Source organism: Pantoea ananatis LMG 2665 (assembly GCF_000710035.2).
In the GTDB taxonomy this organism is placed as follows: domain Bacteria; phylum Pseudomonadota; class Gammaproteobacteria; order Enterobacterales; family Enterobacteriaceae; genus Pantoea; species Pantoea ananatis.
On sequence record NZ_JMJJ01000004.1, the window covers coordinates 831,477 to 857,094 of the forward strand.

Here is a 25,618-nt window from a genome sequence, read left to right on the forward strand (position 1 = left end):
CTAATACAGTATCTGGGTAAACACAGGTACAGGCTCCCACATTTTACGAACGATTATTGACGAATGTTCATTGGGTTGGGAAATGAAGTGGCACAGGAAGCGTCACTGATTACGCTGAACGATTCAGAAAGGGGTGATTTCTATGGTTGTCCACCAAGAATATTAATGGAAAGTAATTTTATTTATATTTTTGTAATTCCTTAAACGTATTCTCAATAAGGATGGATTGTTTCTTTTTATATCAGCATTCTCCCTCTATATTAGCCGCGTTTTAAGTACACAGTATCTCGTTTGGCGAGGCTCCTATACAAACACAGGTTACTGATCTGACGACATCGAGAGATGCCCAAGGTTAAGACAGGCTTTATCGGATTAAGGTTCAGCCCAAGGTAACTTCTGATTAATGAATCAGATACGTTGTATAGTGCTAAAACCTGGACGCGGAGATAGCCTACGTTCACTCCCTCTTTGGTTACGCCCCTGTACGATTCGCTGATGACGTTTTAGCCGATATAGGGACACTTCAATGCAAAAAATACAGCATCTTTCTACCGGTTCGCGCCTCAATGCTGACGGCGTAAATGACGCCTCCGTTGCGCAGTATATGAACCCGAATTTTATTACGCTCCCCTACACACTGACGGTAAAAGAAGCGAAGCTTTATTTTCTGTCGCAGTTAAAAACAAATGAGATCCCCTCGTTAGTCTTTATTACCGCGCGCGATTACCATTTACGCGGCACGCTTGCGGTTAAAACATTATTGCAATGTCATGATGAAGATAAACCGGTTGGTGTCATGATGCGTCATGCTTTCACGAAAGTGACGCCGGATGACAGTCGCGGTGATATTGCCCATATTCTGATGGAGGAGAATATCGATATCCTTCCCGTCGTCGCCAACCATACGCTGGTTGGTGTGCTGGGTGAACGGGAGATTGCACGCCTGATTGCGGATGAGAACACCGCAGATGCACAGCGTCAGGGCGCCAGTCTGCCGCTGGACAAACCTTATCTTGAAACCAGTCCGTGGACGCTCTGGCGAAAAAGAGCCGTCTGGTTGCTGATGCTTTTTGTGGCTGAGGCCTATACAGGCAATGTCCTGAAAGCCTTTGAAGATCAGCTGGAGGCGGCAATTGCGCTCGCCTTTTTTATTCCTCTGTTGATTGGCACCGGCGGCAATAGCGGCACACAGATCACCTCCACCCTGGTGCGGGCCATGGCGTTAGGGGAGGTTAGTCTGGCAAGGCTTGGCGCAGTGCTGCGCAAAGAAATCTCCACGTCCCTGCTGATCGCGGCCACTATCGGCCTTGCGGCATGGATACGGGCATGGATGATGGGCGTTGGCGCAGAGGTCACGCTGGTTGTCAGTCTTTCGCTGGTGGCCATTACTGTGTGGAGCGCGATTGTTTCATCCATCATACCGATGTTACTGAAAAAGGCGGGGGTAGATCCGGCGGTGGTTTCAGCGCCCTTTATCGCCACCTTCATCGACGGTACAGGGCTCATCATTTATTTCAAAATCGCGCAGTATGTGATGGGGATTTGATTCGGCTTCTGCCTCATCAAACGTGGCTGACGCGCCATCGGGTGAGTCTGATGGCGCGAAAATGCATGTGACCATTACTGGCTTGTTACTCCATGCATCTGACAGACATTAACCCTCAGGAGTACAACGTTGAAAAAACACCTGCAGTATGATTTTCACCACTTAGGGATTCCGGTCAGTGATGGCCTGCAAGACGGCAGTTACAGTCAACGTGCCGGCATGTACACCGCCGATAACCCAGGCCAGTTCCGGGTGCAGTGGCACCGTTTTGAAGCCGATTCACCTTTGCATCATCTGATCCGTACTGTGCCACATGTGGCATTTAAGGTGGCCGATCTTCTGGAGGCCATTCGCGATGAGGAGGTTATACTTGGGCCCTATGAGCCGATCGACGGCTTTTTTGTTGCGATGATTAACGATGCTGGCGTGCCGATTGAACTCATCCAGACTGAACTGACGGATGATGAAGTGTGGCGGAAGGCGAGGTCGGGCGAGGGACGTCTTTACCAGGCTGAGTAATGCCAGATGGTTGTTGCGAATGCGAAGAAACAGTCGTATTCGTTAAGCGTAGTAGGATAGCAGCATGGCGAATACCACTTCTGACCTCTCTTATTGGAGCAACCGTATTGAACTCTACACCTTAAAGAATCCTTTCAGGATTTCTATAAATGCTTACTTATAACTTGCTACGGTCGCTATCATTTCGGTGTTTCTCTTGGGAGGAGGTAGATCGTGTGGAGGAAGTTACTTACGCTTTTTCTTTATCATGCGTTTGTAAAATCAATTTAAGATACCATGAAAAATCCACGCAGTTGCGTGGATTTTAGAGGGTTTTGAGAGTTTCATGAGATTTTCTGACATCTCATGAGACAACCAATTTTATTTAGACGTTAAACAAGAAGTTCATCACGTCGCCATCCTTAACGATGTATTCTTTACCTTCTGAACGCATTTTTCCGGCTTCTTTCGCGCCTTGCTCGCCCTTATAGGCAATAAAGTCTTCGAACGCGATGGTCTGCGCACGGATAAAGCCCTTCTCGAAGTCGGTATGAATTTTACCGGCGGCCTGTGGCGCGGTGGCACCGACAGGGATAGTCCATGCGCGAACTTCTTTCACGCCAGCGGTGAAATAGGTTTGCAGGTTCAGCAGGGAGTAACCGGCGCGGATCACGCGGTTCAGGCCTGGCTCTTCAATGCCCAACTCGGCCATAAACTCATCACGATCTTCATCTTCCAGCTCGGCGATGTCGGACTCAACGGCGGCGCAGACGGGCACCACAACAGAACCTTCTTTAGCCGCAATTTCGCGCACTTTATCCAGGTAGGGGTTGTTCTCAAAACCGTCTTCGTTGACGTTGGCGATGTACATGGTGGGCTTCAGCGTCAGGAAACTCAGGTAACGCAGGGCGGCCTTGTCTTCTTCCGTCAGATCCAGCGCGCGCAGCATGCCCGCATTTTCTAAATGCGGCAGGCATTTTTCCAGTGCGGCCTGTTCTGCTTTAGCGTCTTTATCGCCGCCTTTGGCTTTCTTCTGTACGCGCTGCAGAGCACGTTCACAGGTGTCCAGGTCCGCCAGCGCCAGCTCGGTGTTGATAGTTTCAATATCATCAGCCGGATCGACTTTGTTATTCACGTGAATGATATTGTCGTTCTCGAAGCAGCGCACCACGTGACCAATCGCTTCGGTCTCACGGATGTTGGTCAGGAACTGGTTGCCCAGGCCTTCACCTTTGGAGGCGCCTTTCACCAGACCGGCGATATCAACGAATTCCATAGTTGTGGGCACTACGCGCTGCGGCTTAACGATCTCAGACAGCTGATCCAGACGCAGGTCTGGCATAGGGACGACGCCAGTATTGGGTTCAATCGTGCAGAAGGGGAAGTTAGCCGCTTCAATACCCGCTTTAGTCAGCGCGTTAAAAAGAGTGGATTTACCGACATTTGGCAGGCCCACGATACCGCATTTGAATCCCATGGTTTAGTACCCTTTATAGCTGTATGGGCAGAGCCATTAGCAGGCTCCGCCGGAAACGTAAGATAATTTTCGCGCATTATACACAGATTCGCGACAATCTGGGCGATTAGACAGGTTTAAAGGCATGCAGGCGGTTCATCGCCTTGATGCGGTCTTCCTTTAGCCACAGTTCGGTGCAGCGCGCCGCCTCATCAATGGCATCATCAATCAGTTTTTGCTCGCTGGCTGGGGGCTTGCCCAAAACAAAGCCGGTGACCTTATTGCGATCGCCGGGATGGCCGATGCCAATCCGCAGGCGGTGAAAGTTATTGTTGTTGCCGAGCTTGCTGATAATGTCTTTCAGGCCGTTATGCCCGCCATGTCCGCCGCCTTGTTTAAATTTGGCGATGCCAGGGGGAAGGTCCAGTTCATCATGGGCCACCAGGATCTCTTCCGGCGCGATGCGATAGAAGGTCGCCATGGCTGCCACGGCTTTGCCGCTGAGATTCATAAACGTGGTCGGCACCAGCAAGCGCACGTCTTCACCGGCTAAAGCCAGTCGTGCCGTATAGCCATAAAATTTGGCTTCTTCTTTCAACGACTGATTGTGACGCTCAGCCAGCAAGTCCAGATACCAGGCACCCGCATTGTGGCGCGTGGCGGCATATTCCGCGCCGGGATTAGCCAGGCCCACAATCAGTTTTATGCTGCTCACAAGGAATATCCTGCTGTAATAACTCAAGGGCGATAGTTTACTGTGCCGCGACGCGGATCACAAAGACCGCGCAGGGGAAATTATTAGTGTCAGTGATTAATTATTTTTCATCTAAATCAATAAACTGGAATAACGTATTGGTCACAAATCATCTGGCCTTTATGTGAGTTAGTGCACAAATTAGCCTGAGGGCATTGCCTACACTACTATCAGTTTAACATTGTGTGCGCTCATCCGACCGCGCATAAAGGAGGTGAAAGATGAAACGTCATCACTCACGCATGGCAGGTAATGCCTTGATGGGAATTGGACTCGTGACCATGCTTCTCGGCATCGGTTTTTCGATTATCAACCAGCTGCCTTCGCTTGATTTACCACAGATGCTGGCTCAGGGCGCGATGTTTGGCATTTTCTTTGGCGCACTGTTATGGCTGGTAGGCGCCTGTATTAGCGGTCGTGAAAAAGTAGAAGATCGCTATTACTGGGTGCGCCATTATGGCGATAAACGCTGTCGCCGCACCCATCATTCGTCACATTAGATTTTCTGACATAACCAGGTAAGGTTCTGTCCGATTTCTGCCCTTGGCTTTGGCGCGATAGAGTGCTTTATCCGCCAGAGCCATTAGTTGACCAAAATCTATTTCGCCGTTATCTGCAGTCGCAAAACCGATACTCACTGAATAGGCGATCTGGCCGGGACGCGAATGCTGAACGGTCTGGCGTACCTGTTCGCACCACACTCGGGCTTGCTCAAAGCTGAGCGGCAGCAGCGCTGCAAACTCCTCACCGCCCAGTCTTGCAAAGCGGCCATCCTGTGGCAGCGTTCCCGAAACCCTGTTACAAAAATCAATTAACACCCGATCCCCTTGCTGGTGCCCGTAGCGGTCATTGATCCCTTTAAAATGATCAAGGTCGAATAACACCACCGTCAGCGCTTTGTTTTGCTTCAGGCAAAACCGGATCACAGCGTCCGCCCCGGAAAACAGTGCACGACGATTCCAGATATTGGTTAGCGGGTCATGAAGCGAGGCGTCCTTAAGTGCATTACGGGTGCGTTCATTCACCATAGCTAATATGGTGACGGTGAAGCCAATCACGAAAAGCATGGATTCCAGAATCACGTAGATCGAAAAGTCAGAACCGCTGATCGCCCCCTGTATACCAACAGGACGGGTGTTATCCAGAAATAACCGGGCGACGTGAAAAAGCAGGTGAGTCCAGAGCAATAATTGTGCGGGCCAAAAGGTGGTATTCATATCACGGCGTGCCAGCCAGAGCAGATAAATGAGTGCGGCGGTATAGGCGATGCAAAGCAGGCAGAGCACCAAAACACGCAGTGATAAGCTGTAATAAAAGGTCGGAAACAGGCAGAGCAGAGACCACAGTGCCGCCCCTGCTAAGCCGGTCATGCCTGGGGATTTACCACAGAATGTGCGAAAAGCGCTAAATAACCCCCCGTAGGCCAGCATCACTAATACGTTGCTTACGGCTATCGGTAAGAACTGATCGCCCTTGCTGCGCAAGCTGCTGAGAAAAAAGGCAACAAGCGTGAGCACGATGGCGACACAGACATAGCCCAGAATGCGGTCATAGTGAGATCCGACCCAGGCAAAGATCATAATCAGGCTCATAAACCCCAGTACGTAGAGTTCGCAAATAAATAACGTAAAGACGTCGAGGTTCATAGTGGGCGGCGATCGCAATAAAAAGTGCGGGCAAATTACCACTCAACTCAAAAAGGCAAAAGGCCAGATAACATAATTTCAGCGAAAGAGTTTTTCGTAGTGATCGTGACAATAACTGAGGTCACTCATAATGAAAATTTCTGAAAACCAAGCAGCTTTGTCGGAGGGAATAAACAGGAGACAAAAGAAAAGGCCGGGCATAATGCCCGGCCTGCGAAGATTAATGTTCGAACATTGCCGAAATGGACTCTTCGTTACTGATGCGGCGAATCGCTTCGGCCAGCATACCTGACAGCGTCAGGGTACGGACGTTTGGCAGCGACTTCATCTCTTCTGATAACGGGATGGTGTCACAGACGATAACCTGATCGATAACAGATTTACGCAGGTTTTCCACCGCATTGCCAGAGAAGATAGGGTGCGTAGCGTAAGCGAACACGCGCTTGGCACCGCGCTCTTTTAACGCTTCTGCGGCTTTGCACAGTGTGCCGCCGGTGTCGATCATGTCGTCGACCAGCACACAGTCACGGCCCGCAACGTCACCAATGATATGCATGACCTGAGAAACGTTCGCACGCGGGCGACGTTTATCGATGATTGCCATATCGGTGTCGTTCAGCAGTTTGGCAATGGCACGAGCGCGCACTACGCCACCAATGTCCGGAGACACAACAATCGGGTTTTCCAGACCGATTTGTAACATATCTTCCAGCAGAATCGGGCTGCCGAATACGTTATCAACCGGGACGTCAAAGAAGCCCTGGATCTGCTCGGCGTGCAGGTCAACCGTCAGAACACGGTCAACACCGACGCTGGAAAGGAAGTCAGCCACTACTTTAGCCGTAATAGGCACGCGGGCGGAGCGCACGCGGCGGTCCTGTCGGGCATAACCAAAGTAGGGGATAACAGCGGTAATACGACCAGCTGAAGCACGACGCAGCGCGTCGACCATCACGACCAGTTCCATCAAATTATCATTGGTGGGAGCACAGGTGGACTGGATGATGAAAATATCACCACCGCGTACATTTTCATTAATCTGTACGCTTACTTCGCCATCACTGAAACGGCCAACGGCGGCGTCTCCCAGGCTGGTGTAAAGGCGGTTGGCAATACGTTGTGCTAGTTCCGGGGTGGCGTTACCAGCAAAAAGCTTCATATCAGGCACGAGAAGAACCTCAGGCTTTGCGTCCAGAGAATGAACGTCATGACAGTAACCGGCGAATACTGTCGTGAACGTTCACACGGGTATGTGAGTGCGAAACGTGCTGTGTCTGGAACAGGGTGACACAGTCACGCTATCGCTAATCGCCTTGCAGAGTACGCTGTAACGGCGAGACGTTAAGGCCTCGAGCTACAAAACCGCGCACCCATGGTGGGGCAAGTTCCAGCACCTGGCGAGCAGCATGCTCGGTGTCAAATTCAGCAAACACACAAGCACCTGTCCCCGTCAGGCGCGACGGCGCGTATTCTAGCAGCCATGAAACAAGCTCATCAACCTCACGAAAACGTTTTCTTACTACTGATTCGCAATCGTTGACGAACGGAGCCTGTAAAAGTGCTGATAAACTGCGCACGGGCGTGTCACGGGTAAGCGCCGGATCGTTGAAGACCACCGGCGTGGCCACGCTGACGCCTGGATGAGCAACAAGATACCATTTTTCTGCAGGCGATGCTGGAGAAAGCACCTCACCGACGCCTTCGGCAAAGGCGGCATAGCCTTTAACAAAAACCGGGACGTCGGCGCCCAGTTTCACGCCCAGCTCCGCCAGCGCCTCAGGGGAAAAGCCGGTCTGCCACAGGTGGTTTAGCGCAACCAGCACGGTTGCGGCATTCGACGAGCCGCCGCCCAGCCCGCCGCCCATGGGCAAACGCTTTTCAATGGCAATGCGCGCACCGGCCCTGGCAGGCAGGCTGCCGTTTTCACGCGCCGCCGACTTGAGGCTCTCTGCCGCCCGGACAATCAGGTTTTGCGCATCCGGCACGCCAGGCACCGGCGTTAACAGCCTGATCTCATCGCTCGTGTCGGGCGTGATTGTCAGGCTGTCGCCATAATCAAGAAACTGAAACAGGGTTTGCAGATTATGGTAACCATCAGGCCGACGACCGGTGATGTACAAAAACAGATTCAGTTTTGCCGGAGCAGGCCAGGTGGTCATCATTTCAGCGTCCAGTTATCCATACGTAATTTAATACGCTGATCGCCTTCTTTTAACTCCAGGCTGGCCGGAAGCGGTGGATTGACCTTGTTGTCATAGTCAGCAATGGTCACCTGCCAGGTCTGGCCGTCATGCTTGTAGGTCAGGCTGCTTAGCTGGTACTGATCGTTGAGCTGGTAATCGGTCGCATCGCCCGGCAGGCCCATCATCCACTGGCGCAGGTTGGTCAGCGGGATATCCATGCCGGTCAGCTGCGAGATCATCTTCTGCGCATCGTTGCTGACATAACGTTTGCCTTTGTTGTCCACAATCTGCACCACTGAACCCTGAGCATCCAGCTGAAGCTCGGTGCTGCCTAACGGGTTGGTTAACAGCAGGCGATAGCGGTCGGCCGCGGTCTGCTGCCAGTTAAAGCGGGCATAGACTTTTTGTTTATCCGACAGATAGGCGAACGCGCCGCGCGTCTGATACTGGGTAACGTGGCTGACGGCTTGCTGATGCTGTTGCCACTGTGGCGCGGTGACGCTCGGGCCAGGACCTTGTGGTTTATTGATGCTACAGGCAGCCAGCAGAACACTGGCAAGGGGTAAAAGGCGCAACAGGTTGCGTGTAGAAGTCAGCATCAAGTGGTCATCTCCTCGGACACATTTTTAATTGATAACAGGTAACGCTAACCATCCGCGTTTTAACCGTCAATGCTCTTATACGGCAAAAACGCTATGATCGGCTTAATCTTATTACAGTCATAGCCTTTGTATGGCTTTTCTTGATCTGCTGCATCTTGTAGAATGCGCTTCACAAAACCCTGACATTTATTGGGATAACCCAACCTAAAACGCTATGACGCTGCTCGCACTCGGAATCAATCACAAAACTGCACCCATTGCTCTGCGCGAACGCGTTGCGTTCGGGCCGGAGTCGCTGGAGCAGGCCTTAAACAGCCTGTTATCCCAGCCTATGGTGCAGAGCGGCGTCGTGCTCTCTACCTGTAACCGAACCGAGCTGTACCTCAGTGTAGAGCAACAGGTCGATCTTCAGGAACGTCTGGTGCGCTGGCTGTGTGAATACCATCAGCTTGATGAAGCGGACGTGCGCAACAGCCTCTACTGGCATCAGGATAACGAGGCGGTTAGCCACCTCATGCGCGTGGCCAGCGGGCTGGACTCGTTGGTGTTGGGTGAACCCCAGATTCTGGGGCAGGTCAAAAAAGCCTTTGCCGACTCTCAGCGTGGTCATGCGCTGAGCAGCGAGCTGGAACGCATGTTCCAGAAAACCTTCTCGGTGGCCAAACGCGTTCGTACCGAAACCGATATTGGCGCCAATGCTGTTTCCGTGGCCTTTGCCGCCTGTACGCTGGCTCGTCAAATCTTTGAGTCGCTGTCCACGGTGAACGTGCTGCTGGTGGGTGCGGGAGAAACCATCGAACTGGTGGCCCGTCATCTCAGCGAACATCAGGTGAAAAAGCTGATCATTGCGAACCGTACCCGTGAACGTGCGGAACTGCTGGCTAACGAAGTCGGTGCGGAAGTGATTAGCCTGGCCGATATTGATTCCCGTCTGGCCGATGCCGACATCGTGATTACCTCCACCTCCAGCCCGCTGCCGATCATCGGTAAAGGCATGATGGAGCGCGCGTTAAAAGCGCGTCGTAATCAGCCGATGCTGCTGGTGGATATTGCGGTTCCCCGCGATGTGGAGCCGGAAGTGGGCAAATTAGCCAACGCCTATCTTTACAGCGTTGACGATCTGCAGGCCATCATTGAGCAAAACCTTGCCCAGCGCAAAGCCGCTGCGGTGCAGGCCGAAAGCATTGTGGTGCAGGAATGCAGCGATTTTATGGCCTGGCTGCGTTCGCAAGGCGCGGTTAACTCTATTCGTGAGTACCGCTCGCAGGCAGACGATATTCGCGCTGAGCTGGAAGGCCGTGCGCTCCAGGCGCTACAGCAGGGGGCAGATCCGCAGAAAGTCATGCAGGAACTGGCCCATAAGCTGACCAACCGTTTGATTCATGCTCCAACCAAATCTCTTCAGCAGGCCGCCCGCGACGGCGATAGCGAACGCCTGCAGATTTTACGCGACAGCCTGGGTCTCGATTAGGCACACTGCTGTCGTCATCTGTTACGGGAATCCCACAGTTAAATGAAAACCTCTATTGTTGCTAAACTGGAAGCGCTGCAGGAGCGCCACGAAGAAGTGGAAGCGATGCTGGGCGATGCCGGCGTGATTGCCGATCAGGACCGCTTTCGTGCTTTGTCGCGTGAATATGCTCAGTTGACCGATGTCACGCGCTGCTTCCGCGACTGGCAGCAGAACCAGGACGATATCGAAACCGCCAAAATGTTGCTCGACGATCCTGAGATGCGCGATATGGCGCAGGAAGAGCTTCTGGAAGCACGGGAAAAAAGTGAGTTCCTGGAGCAACAGCTGCAGCTGTTACTGTTGCCGAAAGATCCGGACGATGAGCGCGACTGCTTTGTGGAAGTGCGGGCCGGCACCGGCGGCGACGAAGCGGCAATTTTTGCCGGCGATCTGTTCCGGATGTACAGCCGTTACGCCGAGTCACGTCGCTGGCGCGTCGAAATCGTCAGCGCCAACGAGGGAGAACATGGCGGCTACAAAGAAGTGATCGCCCGCGTGATGGGTGAAGGCGCCTACGGCCGCTTTAAATTCGAATCAGGCGGCCATCGCGTTCAGCGTGTGCCAGAAACCGAATCTCAGGGACGCATCCACACTTCCGCCTGTACGGTGGCGGTGATGCCGGAACTGCCGGAGGCCGAGCTGCCGGAGATCAACCCGTCTGATTTAAAAATTGATACGTTCCGCTCCTCAGGGGCCGGTGGCCAGCACGTCAACACCACCGACTCTGCGATTCGTATTACCCACCTGCCAACCGGTATTGTGGTGGAGTGCCAGGACGAACGTTCTCAGCACAAAAACAAAGCCAAAGCCCTGTCCGTACTGGGCGCGCGTATCCATGCGGCCGAAATGGCAAAACGCCACGAAGCTGAGGCCAGTACGCGCCGCAACCTGCTGGGCAGCGGCGACCGTTCTGACCGTATTCGGACCTATAACTTCCCGCAGGGCCGCGTCACCGACCATCGTATCAACCTGACGATCTACCGTCTGGATGAAACCATGGAAGGCAAGCTGGACAGTCTGATTGAACCTATTGTGCAGGAATATCAGGCTGACCAACTGGCCGCGCTGGCCGGTCAGGATTGATGGATATCCGTCACTGGCTTAAACAGGCGGTCGCCACCTTGTGTGGGGGCGACAGTCCGAAACGAGACGCAGAGATTTTGCTGGGGTTTGTGACCGGCAAATCCCGCAGCTGGCTGGTGGCGTTTGATGAAACTCTCCTGACGGAAGCGCAGCTGCAACAGTTAGACGTGCTGCTGGCGCGTCGCGCCCGGGGCGAACCTGTTGCGCATCTGATCGGCGAGCGGGAGTTCTGGTCGCTGCCGCTGCAGGTGAACGACGCGACGCTGATCCCCCGTCCTGACACCGAAATGCTGGTGGAGCAGGCGCTGGCGCATCTGCCTGAGTCACCATCACGCGTCCTGGATATGGGCACCGGAAGCGGGGCGATAGCCCTGGCGATTGCCAGCGAACGTCCGGATTGCGACGTCATCGGTGTCGATCGCATTCCTGCTGCGGTCGCGCTGGCTCAGCGCAACGCCGCGCATCTGGCCATACCTAACGCCACCTTCATACAAAGCCACTGGTTTACGCAGATTGCGCCAGCCAGATTCGACCTGATTGTCAGTAATCCGCCCTATATCGACGCGAACGATCGCCACCTTAACGAGGGCGATGTGCGTTTTGAGCCACGCAGTGCGCTGGTGGCGGAAGAGGCGGGCCTGGCGGATTTACGGCTGCTGATCGAGCAGGCGATAAACTGGTTACAGCCAGGCGGCTGGCTGCTGCTGGAGCATGGCTGGCAGCAGGACGAAGCCGTGCGCCACTTGATGCAGCAGCATCATTACCTGTCGGTGGCGACGGCGAATGATTATGGCGGTAACCCCCGGGTCACGTTTGGGCAGGCAGCCCCGCACCCGGCCTGAGCGCGCTATTGAAGAATACTCAAGAACAACATGGATGAACGATGTTTGCTTACTATCCGCTAATCAAGAATCTGCACCTGCTGACCGTGGCAGTAACTATTTTGCTGTTTTTGCTGCGATTTTACTGGCAGCGCACAGGCTCTGCGATGCTGCAACGCCGCTGGATACGCATCCTGCCTCATGTCAATGACACGCTGTTGCTGCTGAGCGGTGCATCGCTGGTGATGATCACCCATTTCTATCCGTTTTCGCCTCAGGGAAGCTGGCTGACTGAGAAGCTGTTAGGCGTTATTATCTATATTGCCCTTGGGTCGGTTGCGTTAAGCCGTCGCCCACGTTCTGACCGCACCCGCTGGATCGCCTTTATCGTGGCATTGATTGCGCTGGTGACGATCATTAAGCTGGCACTGAGTAAAATGCCGTTACTGGGGATAGTATGAGCTCCACCGAACAACTCGATTACAGTGAGACACCGCTGTGTGAGGCAGTGATTGGTGCCACGATGGCCATCCGCACTGATTTCCCGGCGTTGTCAGTTGAAGAACAGTTAGCTGCGTTAGTGGCTGAAGCCCGTGACTACGTCAGTCATGAACAGGATGCCGATTTAAAGCTCGAAAAGCTGCTGGAACTGTTTTACAAGCAGTGGAAATTTGGCGGTGCCAGCGGCGTCTATAACCTGTCAGATGCGCTCTGGCTGGATAAAGTGTTGAAAACCCGTCAGGGCACGGCGGTGTCGCTGGGCGTGATCCTGCTGCATATCGCGGCTGAACTGGAATTACCCCTGATGCCGGTGATTTTCCCGACGCAGCTGATTCTGCGCGCCGACTGGCTCGACGGCGACAAGTGGCTGATTAATCCCTTTAACGGGGAAACCCTGGACACGCACACGCTGGAAGTGTGGCTGAAGGGCAATATCAGTCCGCTGGCGCGTCTGTATGATGACGATCTGGACGAAGCCAAAACCGAGAGCGTCATGCGCAAGATGCTGGATACGCTGAAAGCGGCCCTGATGGAAGAGAAGCAGATGGAGCTGGCCCTGAACGTCAGTCAGGTACTTCTGCGAATTGATCCGGACGATCCCTATGAAATTCGCGATCGTGGTTTAATTTACGCTCAGCTTGAGTGCGAACATATCGCGTTAAATGACTTAACCTACTTCGTTGAACAGTGTCCTGAAGACCCGGTCAGCGAGATGATCAAAGTTCAGATTCACGCAATCGAACAAAAACGCGTGACGCTGCATTAAGCGTCACCCCAGATAAGGAAAGGGCATGACACAGAAAGTCGTCAGTATCGGTGATATCAAGGTCGCAAACGATCTGCCATTTGTTCTCTTCGGCGGCATGAACGTGCTGGAATCTTACGATCTCGCCATGCGCATCTGCGAGCACTATGTAAAAGTGACCGACAAACTCGGCATTCCTTACGTGTTCAAAGCGTCTTTTGACAAAGCCAACCGTTCCTCAATTCACTCTTACCGTGGTCCCGGCCTGGAAGAAGGCATGAAGATTTTTCAGGCGCTGAAGCAGGCGTTTGGCGTGAAAATCATTACCGACGTTCACGAAGCATCCCAGGCCCAGCCGGTTGCCGACGTCGTGGATGTGATTCAGCTGCCGGCTTTCCTGGCGCGTCAGACCGATCTGGTCGAAGCGATGGCAAAAACCGGCGCGGTGATTAACGTCAAGAAGCCGCAGTTTGTCAGCCCCGGCCAGATGGGCAATATCGTGGATAAGTTTGCCGAAGGCGGAAATGACAAAGTCATTCTCTGCGATCGCGGCAGTAACTTCGGCTACGATAACCTGGTTGTGGATATGCTGGGTTTCAACGTGATGAAGAAGGTGACCAATAACTCTCCGGTCATTTTCGACGTGACGCACGCGCTGCAAACCCGCGATCCTTTTGGTGCCGCCTCGGGCGGGCGCCGTGCTCAGGTGGCAGAGCTGGCCCGTGCCGGTATGGCCGTGGGCATTGCGGGTCTGTTTATCGAAGCGCATCCGGAACCCAACAGTGCTAAGTGCGATGGCCCGTCGGCGTTGCCACTGGACAAGCTGGAGCCTTTCCTGGTGCAGATGAAAGCGATTGATGATTTGGTCAAAAGCTTCCCGGCGCTGGATACCAGCAACTAAGCCAGCGGCTGCCGATAAGAAAAAAGAGCGAATAGTCGCTCTTTTTTTTGTCTTGGATCAGCGGATTACAGCATTATCGTCATCAGGTAACCAATAAACAGTGCCAGATGGGCCGCGCCATTCAGTACGTTGGTCCTGCCGGTTGAGAAGCTGATCTGGCACAGAATCAGTGACGCAATCATAATCACCATCTGCGGCGGCTCCAGGCCAAAGATCAGTTCCTGTCCGGTCAGGGTGGCGATGATGGAGACGGCGGGCACCGTCAGTGAAATGGTCGCCAGCACCGAGCCAAAGAACAGGTTCATGGCGCGCTGAACCTGATTCATCAATACAGCCCTTATCGCGCCCAGCCCTTCCGGCGAAAGAATCAATAAGGCCACCAGGAAACCGGTGAACTGCTTAGGTGCGTTCATCTCGCTCAGCAAATGCTCCAGCGGGTTGGCATTCATCTTGGTTACGGCAATGACCGCAATCAGATGGATAATCAGCCAGATAGCGTGCCAGACGCTGCTGTGGGCAGAAGGCTTACCGTGATGGGGATCGCCATCATCGCTTTCATCTTCGTGCTCGTAGATAAACAGGCTCTGGTGCGTTTTGGTCTGAATCAACAAGAAAACGCCATACATTGCGGCAGAAATCGCAGCGATCAGCAGCGCCTGCGCCGTAGTGAAGTTTCCACCCGGCAGAGCATTCGGAAACACCAGAACCAGAATCGCCAACGGGAAAATGGCAATCAGATACTGTTTTACCCCAGCCAGATTCACATACTGAGTGGCAAATTTATTTCCACCCAGCAACAGCGCGAAGCCCACCAGACCGCCGGTCACAATCATGATGATGGAATAAAGCGTATCGCGCATCAGCGCCGGTGCCGCATCGCCGGTGGCCATCAGCGCCGAAATCAGGCTGACCTCGAGGATCACCACAGAAAGACTGAGAATCAGCGAGCCATAGGGTTCACCCAGACGGTGAGCCAGAACGTCCGCATGGCGCACGACGCTGAAGGCGCTGCTGAGGATCGCCAACAGCGCCAGTAAGTTAATACCGACCACAACAGGCAGTGAGGTTTGTGCGCTAAAAAAATAGAGTATGCCCAGGGCAATAAGGGGAAGTATTAGTGAAAACTCTTTGTGACGTGTTTTTTCATGTGAAGGCATTCACCATCCTCTCTGCTGAATAAAAGGGGTAATTCATTTACCCATCATTACATTGAAACTTATAGGTTACGCAGTTTAACTTTTCAATCACAATGAATGTGAAAATTTACCGCTTTTTACTTTCAGGCTTTTTTTGTTTGAAGGGCGAATAACTTTCGCTTATCGCACGTTTCCTCTGTGAAATCAGGCGTAAGAAGATGCAATTACCAGGGTTATCCTGGCATTTAGCCCCATAAAAGGTAGTGAAAGGGGGACATTAACCTGCCATTGAAGAGAAAAATCGCGGAAGGCACAATAAAACCCGGTTTGCATTTATGGCCATCTGCGCCAGACTTACTCATTCCCCTGTTAACTGAGGAGTGGCTATGCCCTACGATAAGCGAAGCGATCTTCCGGAGCCTGTTAAACGTGTTCTGCCTGCCCACGCGCAGGACATCTACCAGCAGGCTTTTAACCACGCATGGACAGAGTACAAAGACCCTGACGATCGCCGTGGGGATGAATCCCGTGAAGAGGTTGCACATAAGGTGGCCTGGGCCGCGGTGAAACATGAATATCAAAAAGGGGATGATGATAAATGGCATCCTAAAAAATAACATCCGCTCAGCCGACGCGCTCACCCATCCCGCCCCGAACGGGATGCTGTGTTTCTGCTTCAACGCCTGCCCCAATAATGATGTCGCCTGCCAACGCGGGCGCGGCAGCCTCCGCCGTTGTCCCTCATGAGCCCAATCCGATATTAACGAACTGTCGTATTTGTTTCGTATTTGTTATTAATAAAAAGCCGTTATTATCGTGTCCATAATCCACGATAACGAGCTGTTACATCTCAGCATTTTTTTAAAATAAGATTTTGGTATGTAATTAACCTTTCTTTTAATACCGCAATATAAGTAGATTTTTACTTTCTACTCCGACTCTTGCTTGCAACTCATTGTGTTAATAATTAATGTCAGTTAAATGAACAGAGCGTGAATCAGTGAATGTTGAACGTCACAGAGCAGAGGAGCCACTTGCACAGGATGTGATGAACGTTGAGGAGGTCGCATTGCTAACCCGGGAATTCTTATTAAAAGCAGATTGTAAAACGTCATTTGGTGATATCGAGGAAACACTCCTGTGGAGTTGTGAACAGCGTGCAGCATCGCTGGCAGCAACCCTGGCGTGTCGGCCCGATCACAGCCCGGTATGGATCTTCGGCTACGGTTCGCTGATGTGGAACCCGGTATTTGAGGCAGACGAGGTGGCATCGGCGTCACTGGACGGCTGGCATCGGGCATTCTGTTTACGCCTCACGGCAGGACGCGGCACGGCTGCACATCCGGGCCGCATGCTGGCGCTGAAAGAGGGCGGAATGACCCAAGGGCTGGCCTTTCGTCTGCCGGAAGCGCGCCTGCACGACGAGCTGGCGCTGCTGTGGAAGCGAGAAATGATTACCGGCTGCTACCTGCCGACCTGGTGTGAACTTTCACTGGAAGACGGCCGCCGCGTGACCGCGCTGGTGTTTATTATGGATCCGCGTCACCCGCTGTATGAGGATGACACCTGTCCGCAGGCCGTTGCGCCATTGATTGCCGCGGCTACCGGGCCGCTGGGGTCGAATGCCCAGTACTTGTTCTCGCTGGAAGCCGAGCTGACCCGGCGCGGGATGGAGGAGGAAGACCTGATCCGTCTGGCGCACCAGGTACGTGCGTTGCAACAAGACTGGCTGAAACAGGCCTGAGACAGTAAATCCTTGAGCAAAACGGGCAGCCAGGCTGCCCTTATCCTGTATTGCCGCGCACTAATTGGTGGGATTAATCAGCCAGGTGCCGGGTTTATCGATCACCAGTGACTGACTGCGCAGCCTGTTACCGGCGCGTACGTCAATGCGGTACTGCCCGGCGGCCAGGTTTAGCACCGCAAAACCGTTGCTGCTGGCACGTACTGCAACGGGCTGGCCGTTCAGTACCACCTGCTCGTCGTTGGTGAGCTTAAGGTAAACCATCGCCAGCCCGGCAGGCACAGTGCCCGTTACGGCGCCCGATGATGACGGGCCCTTATTGACGAGGGACGCCGCAGGCGCGCGCGAATTCTCAATCCAGACCACCACCGCAACGGCAATCAGCGCCACAGCGGCCAGTGCCACTAATCCTGGCGACAGACGACGGACGTTACGTCCGGTCACGGGTTCTGCCGCCGTGGCACCATGATTCATTGCTAACACGACCGGTGGCGCGGTATCGGCTGAGGCGGCCTCGCTGTTATTCTGCTCGTCGTTACGCTGTTGCAGGCTGTTCACTACCGCCTCAACGTCGCTAACCGGCAAATCAATTAACGCGGCAAACTCATCGATATTCTGCGGGCGATCGTGGGGCTTCATCATCAGCGCGCAGTCAATCGCGTGCAGCAGCGGCAGCGAGTAACCTGCCGGTTTGCGCGTGACCAGCGGCAGGTAGTTATCTTCAATGCAGCGCACCACGCTGACCGGCGGCGGGGCACCTGTAATCAGCGTATGTAATACGGCGCCCAGGGCATAAATATCCGTCCACGGCCCTTGTTCGCTTTCACCTTCTTCGCTGTACTGCTCAATCGGTGCAAACCCCGGCTTGAGCATGATTTCGGTTTCGTCGGACAGGTTGCCAATTTCTTTACGGGCGGAGCCAAAGTCGAGCAGGACCGGCAGCTGATTTTCCTGAATCTGGATGTTGTCCAGCGAGATATCGCGATGCAGATAGCCAGCCTGATGAATGGTGTTAATCGCCCCTAACAGCGGCGGCAGCAGGCGGCGAATCCAGGCTTCTGAAATCGCCTCATGGCTGGTGATCTGCCACTCTTTCAACGTCATGCCGTTGTAGTAGAGCGTTCCCATATAGGCGGTGCCGTTCTGTTCCCAGAAACGCAGAACGTGCAGCAGGCCGGGATGGTTAAAGCGCGCCAGCAGTCGGGCTTCCTGAATAAAACTGTTCAGACCGGCGTTAAACAGCTTTTGAAAGCGTTCACCGCGCAGCTCCAGCGATAAGTCTTGTGTTCTGACCGCCAGCGACACAGGCATGTACTCTTTGATCGCAATGGTGCGTTCAAGTTGATGATCCCATGCGCGATAAACAATGCCGAAACCGCCGCCGCCAATCACCTCTTTAATTTCGAACTCGTTAAAACGATATCCGTCAGGTAAGGCATTCGGTATTGTTTTCTGACTGTCATTAGCCGACATAATAGACTCTCTGAACGGGGCCTGCTTGTCAGGCTACGCGGTAATTAATTGATGTTACGCCATGCACCTGCGCCAGGATCGACCCGATCCGCGCGCAAGGCATCGACAAGTAACACATTCACTTTTTGCGACGACGTAAAACCGGTTGCCCAGCGGCTGCGCAGGGTGCTGATGCGCGAGGCCAGCGCGGTGGTATCCTGCTGTGTCGTCGCCTGATCGGCTTTGATCAATAAGGTTCCGTCAAAGCGCCACAGATGCTGCTGTTCATCAAAGGGCAATACAATCCAGCTGTCTGGCGCATCGGATCGGGCCAAAATCATACGCTGTTTATTCACATCCACAATTTGCAGGCGTTGGTCGGTGAGCGTCAGGTTGGCAAGGGGATAACCCTGGTAAAAACTGACCGCAACCGTCTGTGACTGCGCGCCACCGCTCAGGGTTATTTCACTTTTGCCTTCCAGCCAGCCCTCAGATGAGCACTGCTGTTTACCTTTTTCGGGCACAAATATCGACAGTCCACGCTCGTCCCACGCGGTGCGGAAACGGCAGCCGTTCGGTAAAGCGAAATGCTGCAGCGGCGTGTTGTCTGCCGGACGCGACGGACTGGCTGCGCTGGCCCGTGGTGCCGGGGCGGCTGCATCGGTATTCACGATCATTCGCCAGTTCTGCAGCTTGCTGGCGCTGCCGGTCGCCAGCACCTTGCCCTCGCCGTTCATCATCTGCCAGGGCAAGACGTCCAGTTCGTTACACTGGTTGGCTAATAGCGTACCCACGCGCGGCAGAAAGGATTTTAAAATCGCTGAATCCTGGTCTTTGCCCGATACGATACGGATCGGTAGCGTTTCCTGGCACCAGTCATCAGGCGTTTTGCCCGCAACATTGTCAATGTACACTTCCAGTTCAAGACTGGGTGAATACACCACACGATAATTTTCCGCCTGCGCAGCAAAGGCCATAAACAACGTGGCTATAGCGGGCAACCACAATTTCATAGAGTTCCTTTAATCAATAGCCTGAGGGCAGAAAACGTGCTGAGTCAGCCAGCGTGTAGAGCAGGGTGGCATCCTGCGGCTCACCAATCCACACCGCCAGGGCGCTGAGGTTGTCTTTTTTTACGTCTCGGCTCACCGCCTGCGCCATTAACGTCAGCCACTCATCACAGTCATTGACCATGCGCAAAGCCTGTTCCATTTCCGTGGTGGTCAGATTCAGCCAGAAACCGTCGCTACAGACTAAAAACGCATCCCCATCTTCCAGCAAAATTTCGTCAGCGAAGGTCACGGGATGAGCGGGTTCTATGCCGAGCGCATTATAGAGTAAATTACTGTTAATTCCGGTATTTTCATAGCCCGCATCGCTCAACTTTTGCGCCAGGCTGTGGTCGCGGGTCACCTCATTCAGCACCCCGTGACGAAAGTGATAAACCCTGCTGTCACCTGCGTGCGCCCACCATGCGCGCTGTCGGGTGCGGTCGATAAACAGGCCCGCAAGCGTGGTGCACATGGTGGAAAAATTCGGATTATTACCCTGGGCCATTTCAAGTATTGAACGGCACTTTTCCACCGCCTGATGCGTCACGGCGGGGGTAACCTGCTCGCAATCCTGCAATTGTTCAATCAGCACATCGCATACCAGCTGTGCGGCCTGATCGCCGCCGGGCAGGCCAGCCACGCCGTCACACACGACAAAGCAGGCTTTGCGCGCATCCAGTATCACACCGGTTCGATCCTGATTCTCATCGCGCAGCCCCTGCTGACAATGACTGGCAAAGGCAATATTCATGCGTCGTCCGTGCGCGTCTGGGAGTCTTTATACTGATTGACCTCCATGTCGTAGGCATGCAGGAAGGCTTCCCCAAAGAGCGTATGAAAATCGTCTTCGATCTCGCCAGCGGTGCGTTGGTAGCGACGAGTAAAATAGTCCCACAGGGCGGCTTTCTTAAAGGACGAGAACGGGGTTTTGGATACGGCACCGTCAGCGCGCGCCTGCTCCTCCAGTCCCTGAGGATTAAACGACTGCAGCATCGCGGCGATAATCGCGCGGATCCCGGCAATCATGCCCAGCTGGTGCGCCTGCAGATCGACCAGCGCATCGCGCACGGCCTGCTCGGGCTGCATAAAACCCGGCATCTGGCTCTGGTACATCTGCATCAGAACCGTTTTGCCTGAAGGCAGGATTTTGAACGGATTATTTGCCTCGTTCAGGATCATCGTCATTTCGGCTTTCACGCCACGTTTCAGAATGGAACGTGATGACAGCAGGGCAACCGTCCCCTGCGAGAACAGGCTCAACATTCTGCCCGTGGTGCGCATTTGCTCTTCGCTGATAGCCGTATTATGGCCGTTATTAAGGCCCATGCCGTCGAGCAGGGCCGCCACCAGTTTGTCCTGCTCCACTCCAGCGGCGAAGGGTACGTGAAAAGTTTCGCTGGTCTGGGGATCAATGGCCAGCCTCGCGTCGCCGCGCCGTTCCGGCCGCTTCACTACAGGCTCTTCCACCACTTCCTCTACGTCGGCATGGTCGGGAATATACAGCGGATTCGTTCGCGTCGCGGCATCGGTAAAAAACGCCAGGGGATCGCTGTTTACGCCGTGAACTGCCGGATCGCGCACGTCGATGGCGTAGTCACCAATGCGCAGGGCGTCGCCGTGCTTCAGGCGCACCTGCACGCCACGCTTCAGCGCCACACCGTTATGTTCAACAGGCGTGACGCTGCCTTGATTGGTCAGACGGCATTCGCCTTCGCCTGACAGGTGCACCAGCGCCTGCAGGCGGGAAATAGAACGGGCTTCATCCGGTAGCACCAGGTCGTTATCCTGGCTGCGGCCAATCGTGCCGCCGGGGGGATGAAAGGTGACGGTTTTCACCGGAACATCAGACGTGCATTGAACGATGGTAAATTGCATGAGTTATCCCGTCAGTGAGGACAGTAGCAACGCCTCACTCAAACATCGGTGGATAGAGGCCATTGCGACCCGGCTGTGCACCTGCCGCCGGATTAAACAGTAATGAGAACAGTTCGGGGGTGAGGTTGCCGCTATGCTTGTGCGTGGCATGAACGAAACCGTCACTGCGATTGCTCCACCAGTAACTAATATGTTGCTGAGGGTCGAAACGTTCAGCAACGTCCTGCCAGCTCAGGGTGCAAGGTAAATCCTGGAAACCGATTACATCCATGATATCGGAGTGCTGCTGTACCGGGATCATCAGCGGCGTCATGGTCTGGATCGCCTGTTCCAGCTGTGCCGGACTCTGCTGCTGCGTCACGGCGTTCAACAGTGTCGCGCCCAGATCCCGATACCAGTCGCCCGAAATCGTTAACTGTGCCGGATGCCACTGGGCCAGGGGGAAACTCAGCAGCGCCAGCAGTGGCCAGGCACGGCCTACCCGATCGCAGGAGGGCAGCAGGCAACCCATTTGCACCTGATTGCGTATTGGGGTGATCGGTAACACAAAATTCCAGACCGGGGCGCGCAGGAAGTCGGCGCTCACCGCATCATCCTGATGATGCCAGTGCACCAGACCTTGCTGAAACCAGTGGTTCCAGGGCGCAATCAGCTGCTCGGTTAACCGATGATGCAAAAAGTCCCCCGTGGAGGGTAATTTACCGTACCAGCCAGGGGCCAGAGAGACAGGCATGTTCACCTCGCTATTATGGGTTATGCGTCGTCAGGCGCTGAGCTTTGCGCGGCGCAGTGGCCAGCAGGGTACTGTCGCGACCCGCATTATTTAAGTTATCAGCCAGCTTGCGCATCATCAGCGCATTGTCGCGCGCATAGGGTGACGACTGAATTTGCTGATCGAGCAGCTGACTCAGGTGCCAGTCCAGCTGCTGCAAATCCCGGGCGCTGACCTTCTCCGGTAACGAATGCTGCAGATTCTGCAGCAGCCAGGCGCGGAGGAATTCCCCATCATAATTTCTCGGCTGATACAGCATCTGATAAGCACGCAGCGCATTTCGGCTGTACTCGTTATCATCCCCCGGGTCATTACGCAGCAGGTTGGTGATCTGTTGCGCCACGCGGGGCAGCAATAAAGACTTAAGCGCATTTTGATAAAGCGCCCAGGCTGCATCGCTGACCTGGTTTCCACGATATAAACCGGCTCGCATAGTAAGCGGCGGATTATCGAGAGAAAACTGGTCGGACACGGGTAACTTCACCAGGTTATTCAGAAAGGGTAGCAGATCAAAAATATTATCAGCGGGCTGATGTATCACCTGCTGACTTTGTTGTGAGATAACCGGCAATCGCGCCGTAACCTGCTGCAGATAGTGTTGGTTCTGATAGTAACTCGTCAGCCATAAGCCGCTCATGATCACCAGCGCGCCGGCCAGCATGCCGTAGCCAATCCAGTGCAGCAGCTGATTGCGGTACTCCCAGCGACGGTTGCTGCCCGCCAGACCACTCTCCCTGAACACCAGATTGCTCAGCAGATCGCGAATAAAAAAGCTCTGGCCTTTATTTCCGGGAATCGGGCTGCTGCGGTTCACGCGGTCCCAGGCGGCAATCGAATGGGAACCGGCCTGGCGCAGTTGCAGTTTGCGGCTGAGCTCACCCATTACTCTGTCGAAAGGTAAGCCCTCCTGGGTGCCGCTGGTAAAGAACAGCCCGCGCGGATTCCAGGCGACGGTTTCAGCGCGGGGTGAAAACACAATGTCCAGGTATTCGCTGAGCAGCGGGCGCAGAGACGAGAACTCCTGAGGAAACAAGAAACACTCTGCCCGCTCATTGAGATCGCGCTCGTGGGTCATCTGATCGGCCAGCTGTAGCTGCAGCTTCTGCTCTAACTGGGTAAACTGCAGGTCAAAGTGCGGATGCCAGTCCTGCTTATTGGGTTTACCGGCATCCCAGGGAAAGGTGAATCCCCAGATGGCATCGCGTCGGGCTTTATCCAGCGAGCCGTGATAGCTCATAAAGCCTTTCAGCAGGTCGGTCTTGGTCACCATGATATACACGGGAAAGTGAATACCGGTGTGCTGATGCAGTTCGTTCAGGCGGTCGCGCAGGGCGTTAGCCTGCTCAAAACGCGCCTCGGCCGAGTCGCTCAGCAAATCTGCGACGCTGATGCTCATGATAACGCCATTGATCGGCTGTCGGGCACGATAGCGCTTCAGCAGATTAATAAAGCTCTGCCACTCGCTGGCATCACGGGCGCGTTGACTCTCCTGTAACGCATAACGTCCGGCTGTGTCGATCAATACCGCACTGTCGGTGAACCACCAGTCGCAGTTGCGTGTTCCGCCGACGCCGCGCACAGCCTCGTTACCAAAAGTATCGGTAAGGGGAAACTTCAGTCCGGCGTTCAGCAACGCGGTGGTTTTACCGGCACCCGGCGCGCCAATCATCAGGTACCAGGGAAGCTGGTAGAGATAATTCGCGTTGATGCGTGCCCACAGGCTGCCCTGACGCCGGCCAAAATGGGTGCGTTTCAGGCGCATGGCCGCTTCGCTAAAACGCTGACTCAGCAGGGCTTCCGTCGCCTGACGCTCGGCGGGATCGTCGCTTTCAACCACCTGCAGCCGATCCAGCAGACGACTGTTATACCAGGCACGGTAAGCCGCAGGGATTAACTGAAGCACGATCCAAAGCAGATAAAGCGTGCTCACGGCGATTTCGCGGTGCAGGGCGGGTTCAAGCGGACGGGTTTCATTCCAGGTGATAAGCGGCCCCAGCATCCACAACAGGCAACTCAGTGCTGTTACACCGATAAAGCTCCACAGCAGTCGATGCGTTAAAAATAAGCGAAAAGAAGCGCGCATCAGTGTGTTCCTTGGTGAGTGCTCAGTGTTTCAGGTGCGGCGAACAGCGTAATTTCAACACGGCGGTTGCGGGTTCGGTTCTCGCTGCTGTCGTTCGGCAGCAGGGGATCGCTGTCACCGCGTCCTTCAGAGCGGATAACGTGGGTGTCAGCGAGCTGCACCTGCAGCAGTTGGCTGACGGAACGCGCCCGGGCAAAAGAAAATTCGTAGCTGGAGGCAAAGCGGCTGCCGTCCACGGGCTTGTCGTCGGTAAACACCGACACCAGAATCGTGCCCTTCACATCTTTCATCGCGCTGGAAACCCGCGCCAGGATGGCCCGTCCAACCGGGTTGATGACCGTTCCCTGCTCGGCAAACAGCTTGTCAGCAGGAATAATCACCTTGCTGCCAAACGCGCCATCACTGACCTCCAGCTGACCGGCGGCGATCACGTCATTGAGCCGCTGGCGTAAATCCAGCAGGGCCTGCGGCGAGGAAGGGCGGCGATTTACCGTGATTTGCGGCAGCGGCATGTTGTAGAGGCTGCGCAGCAGCGGTTCGGCAGCATTGCCCAGTCGCCAGTTCAGCCCGCTGTAAATCAGACAGCCGATCAGGGCGACGAGCATCGCACAGGCCCAGAGCGGCACCATCGGCCGCGCGAGCGTGCTGACCAGCGGATGCACCTGCACCAGCGGGGCGGAATCGGTACTTTGCTGAGCGCGGGTTTCATCAATCAGGGCCTTGAGTCGTGCCCGCAGGCTGTCGCACTGCGCCCGGCCTTTTTCACTGCCCCGATAACGACCTTCATAACCCAGTAACAGACAGTAATGGATGATTTCCAGCAGCCAGAGATGTTGCTGAGGGCTTTGCGAGATGCGAGACAGCAGCTGAAAGAATTTTTCACCGCCCCAGCTTTCATTGTGAAAGGTGACCAGCATGCCGTTACCGGACCAGACGCCGCGCGTGCCCCAGGGCGTTTGCGCGGCCGCCTCATCCAGCGCGCTGCAGACGCAGTAACGTGCGCCAATGATCATTTCAAACGGCAAACCCGCCTGCTTGCAGCGCTGTTCAAAGACGCGCACTTCATCAATCAGTGACTGACGTAAACCCGCAGGATCGTCGTGCGTGGCGGCCTGACGAATCTGCACCACCGCATTCAGCAGTGGCGCGGCCGCTTTAAGCAAAAGATTTTCGGTACCCGAGGTCGTGACCTCTCGCGGTGAGGATTCCACGCTCATTACTGTGTGTTCTTCCCGCGACAGATAGCGTTTCTGGC

At 54.4% G+C, this 25,618-nt stretch carries 25 protein-coding genes and 1 riboswitch; of the genes, 11 read left to right on the forward strand and 14 right to left on the reverse strand.

Annotated features, from left to right (window positions below):
* The first annotated feature begins 279 nt into the window (after window positions 1–279).
* Window positions 280–453: riboswitch (M-box (ykoK) riboswitch) on the forward strand.
* Between the two features lie 73 nt (window positions 454–526).
* Entirely contained in the window at window positions 527–1,546 is a 1,020-nt protein-coding gene (locus tag EL29_RS05735) for a magnesium transporter (RefSeq protein ID WP_028715057.1), read from the forward strand.
* A gap of 129 nt (window positions 1,547–1,675) precedes the next feature.
* On the forward strand, window positions 1,676–2,065 hold the full coding sequence (locus EL29_RS05740) for a hypothetical protein (RefSeq protein WP_014606022.1): 390 nt from the start codon (window positions 1,676–1,678) through the stop codon (window positions 2,063–2,065).
* Window positions 2,066–2,429: 364 nt separating this feature from the next.
* Here the strand turns inward: EL29_RS05740 and ychF are convergent, their stop codons facing one another.
* Window positions 2,430–3,521 carry a redox-regulated ATPase YchF gene (gene ychF / locus EL29_RS05745; RefSeq protein ID WP_013025517.1) on the reverse strand — a complete coding sequence of 364 codons (1,092 nt, stop codon included), beginning with the start codon at window positions 3,519–3,521 and terminating at the stop codon, window positions 2,430–2,432.
* Window positions 3,522–3,627: 106 nt separating this feature from the next.
* Window positions 3,628–4,215 (reverse strand): aminoacyl-tRNA hydrolase, encoded by a 588-nt coding sequence (gene pth / locus EL29_RS05750; protein ID WP_014606001.1) that lies wholly within the window; start codon window positions 4,213–4,215, stop codon window positions 3,628–3,630.
* Between the two features lie 260 nt (window positions 4,216–4,475).
* Here pth and ychH point away from each other — a divergent pair, with 260 nt between their 5' ends.
* Window positions 4,476–4,754, forward strand: coding sequence for a stress-induced protein YchH (gene ychH / locus EL29_RS05755; protein ID WP_013025519.1), 279 nt, complete (start codon window positions 4,476–4,478; stop codon window positions 4,752–4,754).
* On the opposite strand, the gene EL29_RS05760 is transcribed toward ychH, so the two are convergent.
* From EL29_RS05760 to lolB, 4 genes are all read right to left on the reverse strand, one after another.
* A complete protein-coding gene (locus EL29_RS05760) occupies window positions 4,746–5,900 on the reverse strand; it encodes a GGDEF domain-containing protein (protein WP_019105343.1) in 1,155 nt (384 codons plus the stop codon). The two genes, ychH and EL29_RS05760, sit on opposite strands and share 9 nt — an antisense overlap.
* A 220-nt stretch (window positions 5,901–6,120) precedes the next feature.
* Window positions 6,121–7,068, reverse strand: coding sequence for a ribose-phosphate diphosphokinase (gene prs, locus EL29_RS05765; RefSeq protein ID WP_006118899.1), 948 nt, complete (start codon window positions 7,066–7,068; stop codon window positions 6,121–6,123).
* Window positions 7,069–7,204: 136 nt separating this feature from the next.
* On the reverse strand, window positions 7,205–8,062 hold the full coding sequence (gene ispE, locus EL29_RS05770) for a 4-(cytidine 5'-diphospho)-2-C-methyl-D-erythritol kinase (protein ID WP_013025521.1): 858 nt from the start codon (window positions 8,060–8,062) through the stop codon (window positions 7,205–7,207).
* Window positions 8,059–8,682 carry a lipoprotein insertase outer membrane protein LolB gene (lolB, locus tag EL29_RS05775; protein ID WP_014605999.1) on the reverse strand — a complete coding sequence of 208 codons (624 nt, stop codon included), beginning with the start codon at window positions 8,680–8,682 and terminating at the stop codon, window positions 8,059–8,061. The genes ispE and lolB overlap by 4 nt, the downstream gene beginning before the upstream one ends.
* Before the next feature lie 217 nt (window positions 8,683–8,899).
* On the opposite strand from lolB, the gene hemA reads away from it, so the two are divergent.
* The 6 genes from hemA to kdsA are packed head-to-tail and all read left to right on the forward strand — an operon-like array spanning window position 8,900 to window position 14,249.
* Entirely contained in the window at window positions 8,900–10,156 is a 1,257-nt protein-coding gene (gene hemA, locus EL29_RS05780; RefSeq protein ID WP_014605998.1) for a glutamyl-tRNA reductase, read from the forward strand.
* Window positions 10,157–10,198: 42 nt separating this feature from the next.
* Complete coding sequence (prfA, locus tag EL29_RS05785) at window positions 10,199–11,281, forward strand: peptide chain release factor 1 (RefSeq protein ID WP_028715058.1); 1,083 nt, start codon at window positions 10,199–10,201, stop codon at window positions 11,279–11,281.
* Window positions 11,281–12,123: a peptide chain release factor N(5)-glutamine methyltransferase gene (gene prmC / locus EL29_RS05790; protein ID WP_028715059.1), complete on the forward strand. Its 843-nt coding sequence runs from the start codon at window positions 11,281–11,283 to the stop codon at window positions 12,121–12,123. The genes prfA and prmC overlap by 1 nt, the downstream gene beginning before the upstream one ends.
* 41 nt (window positions 12,124–12,164) lie before the next feature.
* Window positions 12,165–12,563, forward strand: a complete 399-nt coding sequence (locus EL29_RS05795; protein ID WP_015700453.1) for a SirB2 family protein — start codon at window positions 12,165–12,167, stop codon at window positions 12,561–12,563.
* Window positions 12,560–13,369 carry an invasion regulator SirB1 gene (sirB1, locus tag EL29_RS05800; RefSeq protein WP_014593560.1) on the forward strand — a complete coding sequence of 270 codons (810 nt, stop codon included), beginning with the start codon at window positions 12,560–12,562 and terminating at the stop codon, window positions 13,367–13,369. The genes EL29_RS05795 and sirB1 overlap by 4 nt, the downstream gene beginning before the upstream one ends.
* Before the next feature lie 25 nt (window positions 13,370–13,394).
* Window positions 13,395–14,249, forward strand: coding sequence for a 3-deoxy-8-phosphooctulonate synthase (gene kdsA, locus EL29_RS05805; RefSeq protein ID WP_013025528.1), 855 nt, complete (start codon window positions 13,395–13,397; stop codon window positions 14,247–14,249).
* Window positions 14,250–14,314: 65 nt separating this feature from the next.
* Here the strand turns inward: kdsA and chaA are convergent, their stop codons facing one another.
* Window positions 14,315–15,406, reverse strand: a complete 1,092-nt coding sequence (gene chaA / locus EL29_RS05810) for a sodium-potassium/proton antiporter ChaA (protein WP_013025529.1) — start codon at window positions 15,404–15,406, stop codon at window positions 14,315–14,317.
* Window positions 15,407–15,771: 365 nt separating this feature from the next.
* Here chaA and chaB point away from each other — a divergent pair, with 365 nt between their 5' ends.
* Entirely contained in the window at window positions 15,772–16,002 is a 231-nt protein-coding gene (gene chaB / locus EL29_RS05815; protein ID WP_014605995.1) for a putative cation transport regulator ChaB, read from the forward strand.
* A gap of 452 nt (window positions 16,003–16,454) precedes the next feature.
* The gene (locus EL29_RS05820; RefSeq protein ID WP_024472169.1) at window positions 16,455–17,129 is read left to right on the forward strand and encodes a gamma-glutamylcyclotransferase; all 675 of its coding nucleotides are present in this window, start codon (window positions 16,455–16,457) and stop codon (window positions 17,127–17,129) included.
* A gap of 60 nt (window positions 17,130–17,189) precedes the next feature.
* Here the strand turns inward: EL29_RS05820 and EL29_RS05825 are convergent, their stop codons facing one another.
* From EL29_RS05825 to icmH, 7 genes are read right to left on the reverse strand one after another with little or no spacing between them, the layout of a single operon-like run.
* Window positions 17,190–18,602: a serine/threonine protein kinase gene (locus EL29_RS05825; RefSeq protein ID WP_013025532.1), complete on the reverse strand. Its 1,413-nt coding sequence runs from the start codon at window positions 18,600–18,602 to the stop codon at window positions 17,190–17,192.
* 44 nt (window positions 18,603–18,646) lie between these two features.
* Window positions 18,647–19,594, reverse strand: coding sequence for a hypothetical protein (locus tag EL29_RS05830; RefSeq protein WP_013025533.1), 948 nt, complete (start codon window positions 19,592–19,594; stop codon window positions 18,647–18,649).
* Between the two features lie 13 nt (window positions 19,595–19,607).
* Window positions 19,608–20,384, reverse strand: coding sequence for a PP2C family protein-serine/threonine phosphatase (locus tag EL29_RS05835; protein WP_013025534.1), 777 nt, complete (start codon window positions 20,382–20,384; stop codon window positions 19,608–19,610).
* Entirely contained in the window at window positions 20,381–21,508 is a 1,128-nt protein-coding gene (gene tagH / locus EL29_RS05840; RefSeq protein ID WP_028715061.1) for a type VI secretion system-associated FHA domain protein TagH, read from the reverse strand. The genes EL29_RS05835 and tagH overlap by 4 nt, the downstream gene beginning before the upstream one ends.
* Before the next feature lie 34 nt (window positions 21,509–21,542).
* Complete coding sequence (gene tagF, locus EL29_RS05845; RefSeq protein WP_014593563.1) at window positions 21,543–22,241, reverse strand: type VI secretion system-associated protein TagF; 699 nt, start codon at window positions 22,239–22,241, stop codon at window positions 21,543–21,545.
* 13 nt (window positions 22,242–22,254) lie between these two features.
* A complete protein-coding gene (gene tssM / locus EL29_RS05850) occupies window positions 22,255–24,363 on the reverse strand; it encodes a type VI secretion system membrane subunit TssM (RefSeq protein WP_013025537.1) in 2,109 nt (702 codons plus the stop codon).
* On the reverse strand, window positions 24,363–25,580 hold the full coding sequence (gene icmH, locus EL29_RS05855; protein WP_014593565.1) for a type IVB secretion system protein IcmH/DotU: 1,218 nt from the start codon (window positions 25,578–25,580) through the stop codon (window positions 24,363–24,365). Before icmH ends, tssM begins: the two co-directional genes overlap by 1 nt.
* Window positions 25,581–25,618: the final 38 nt, after the last annotated feature.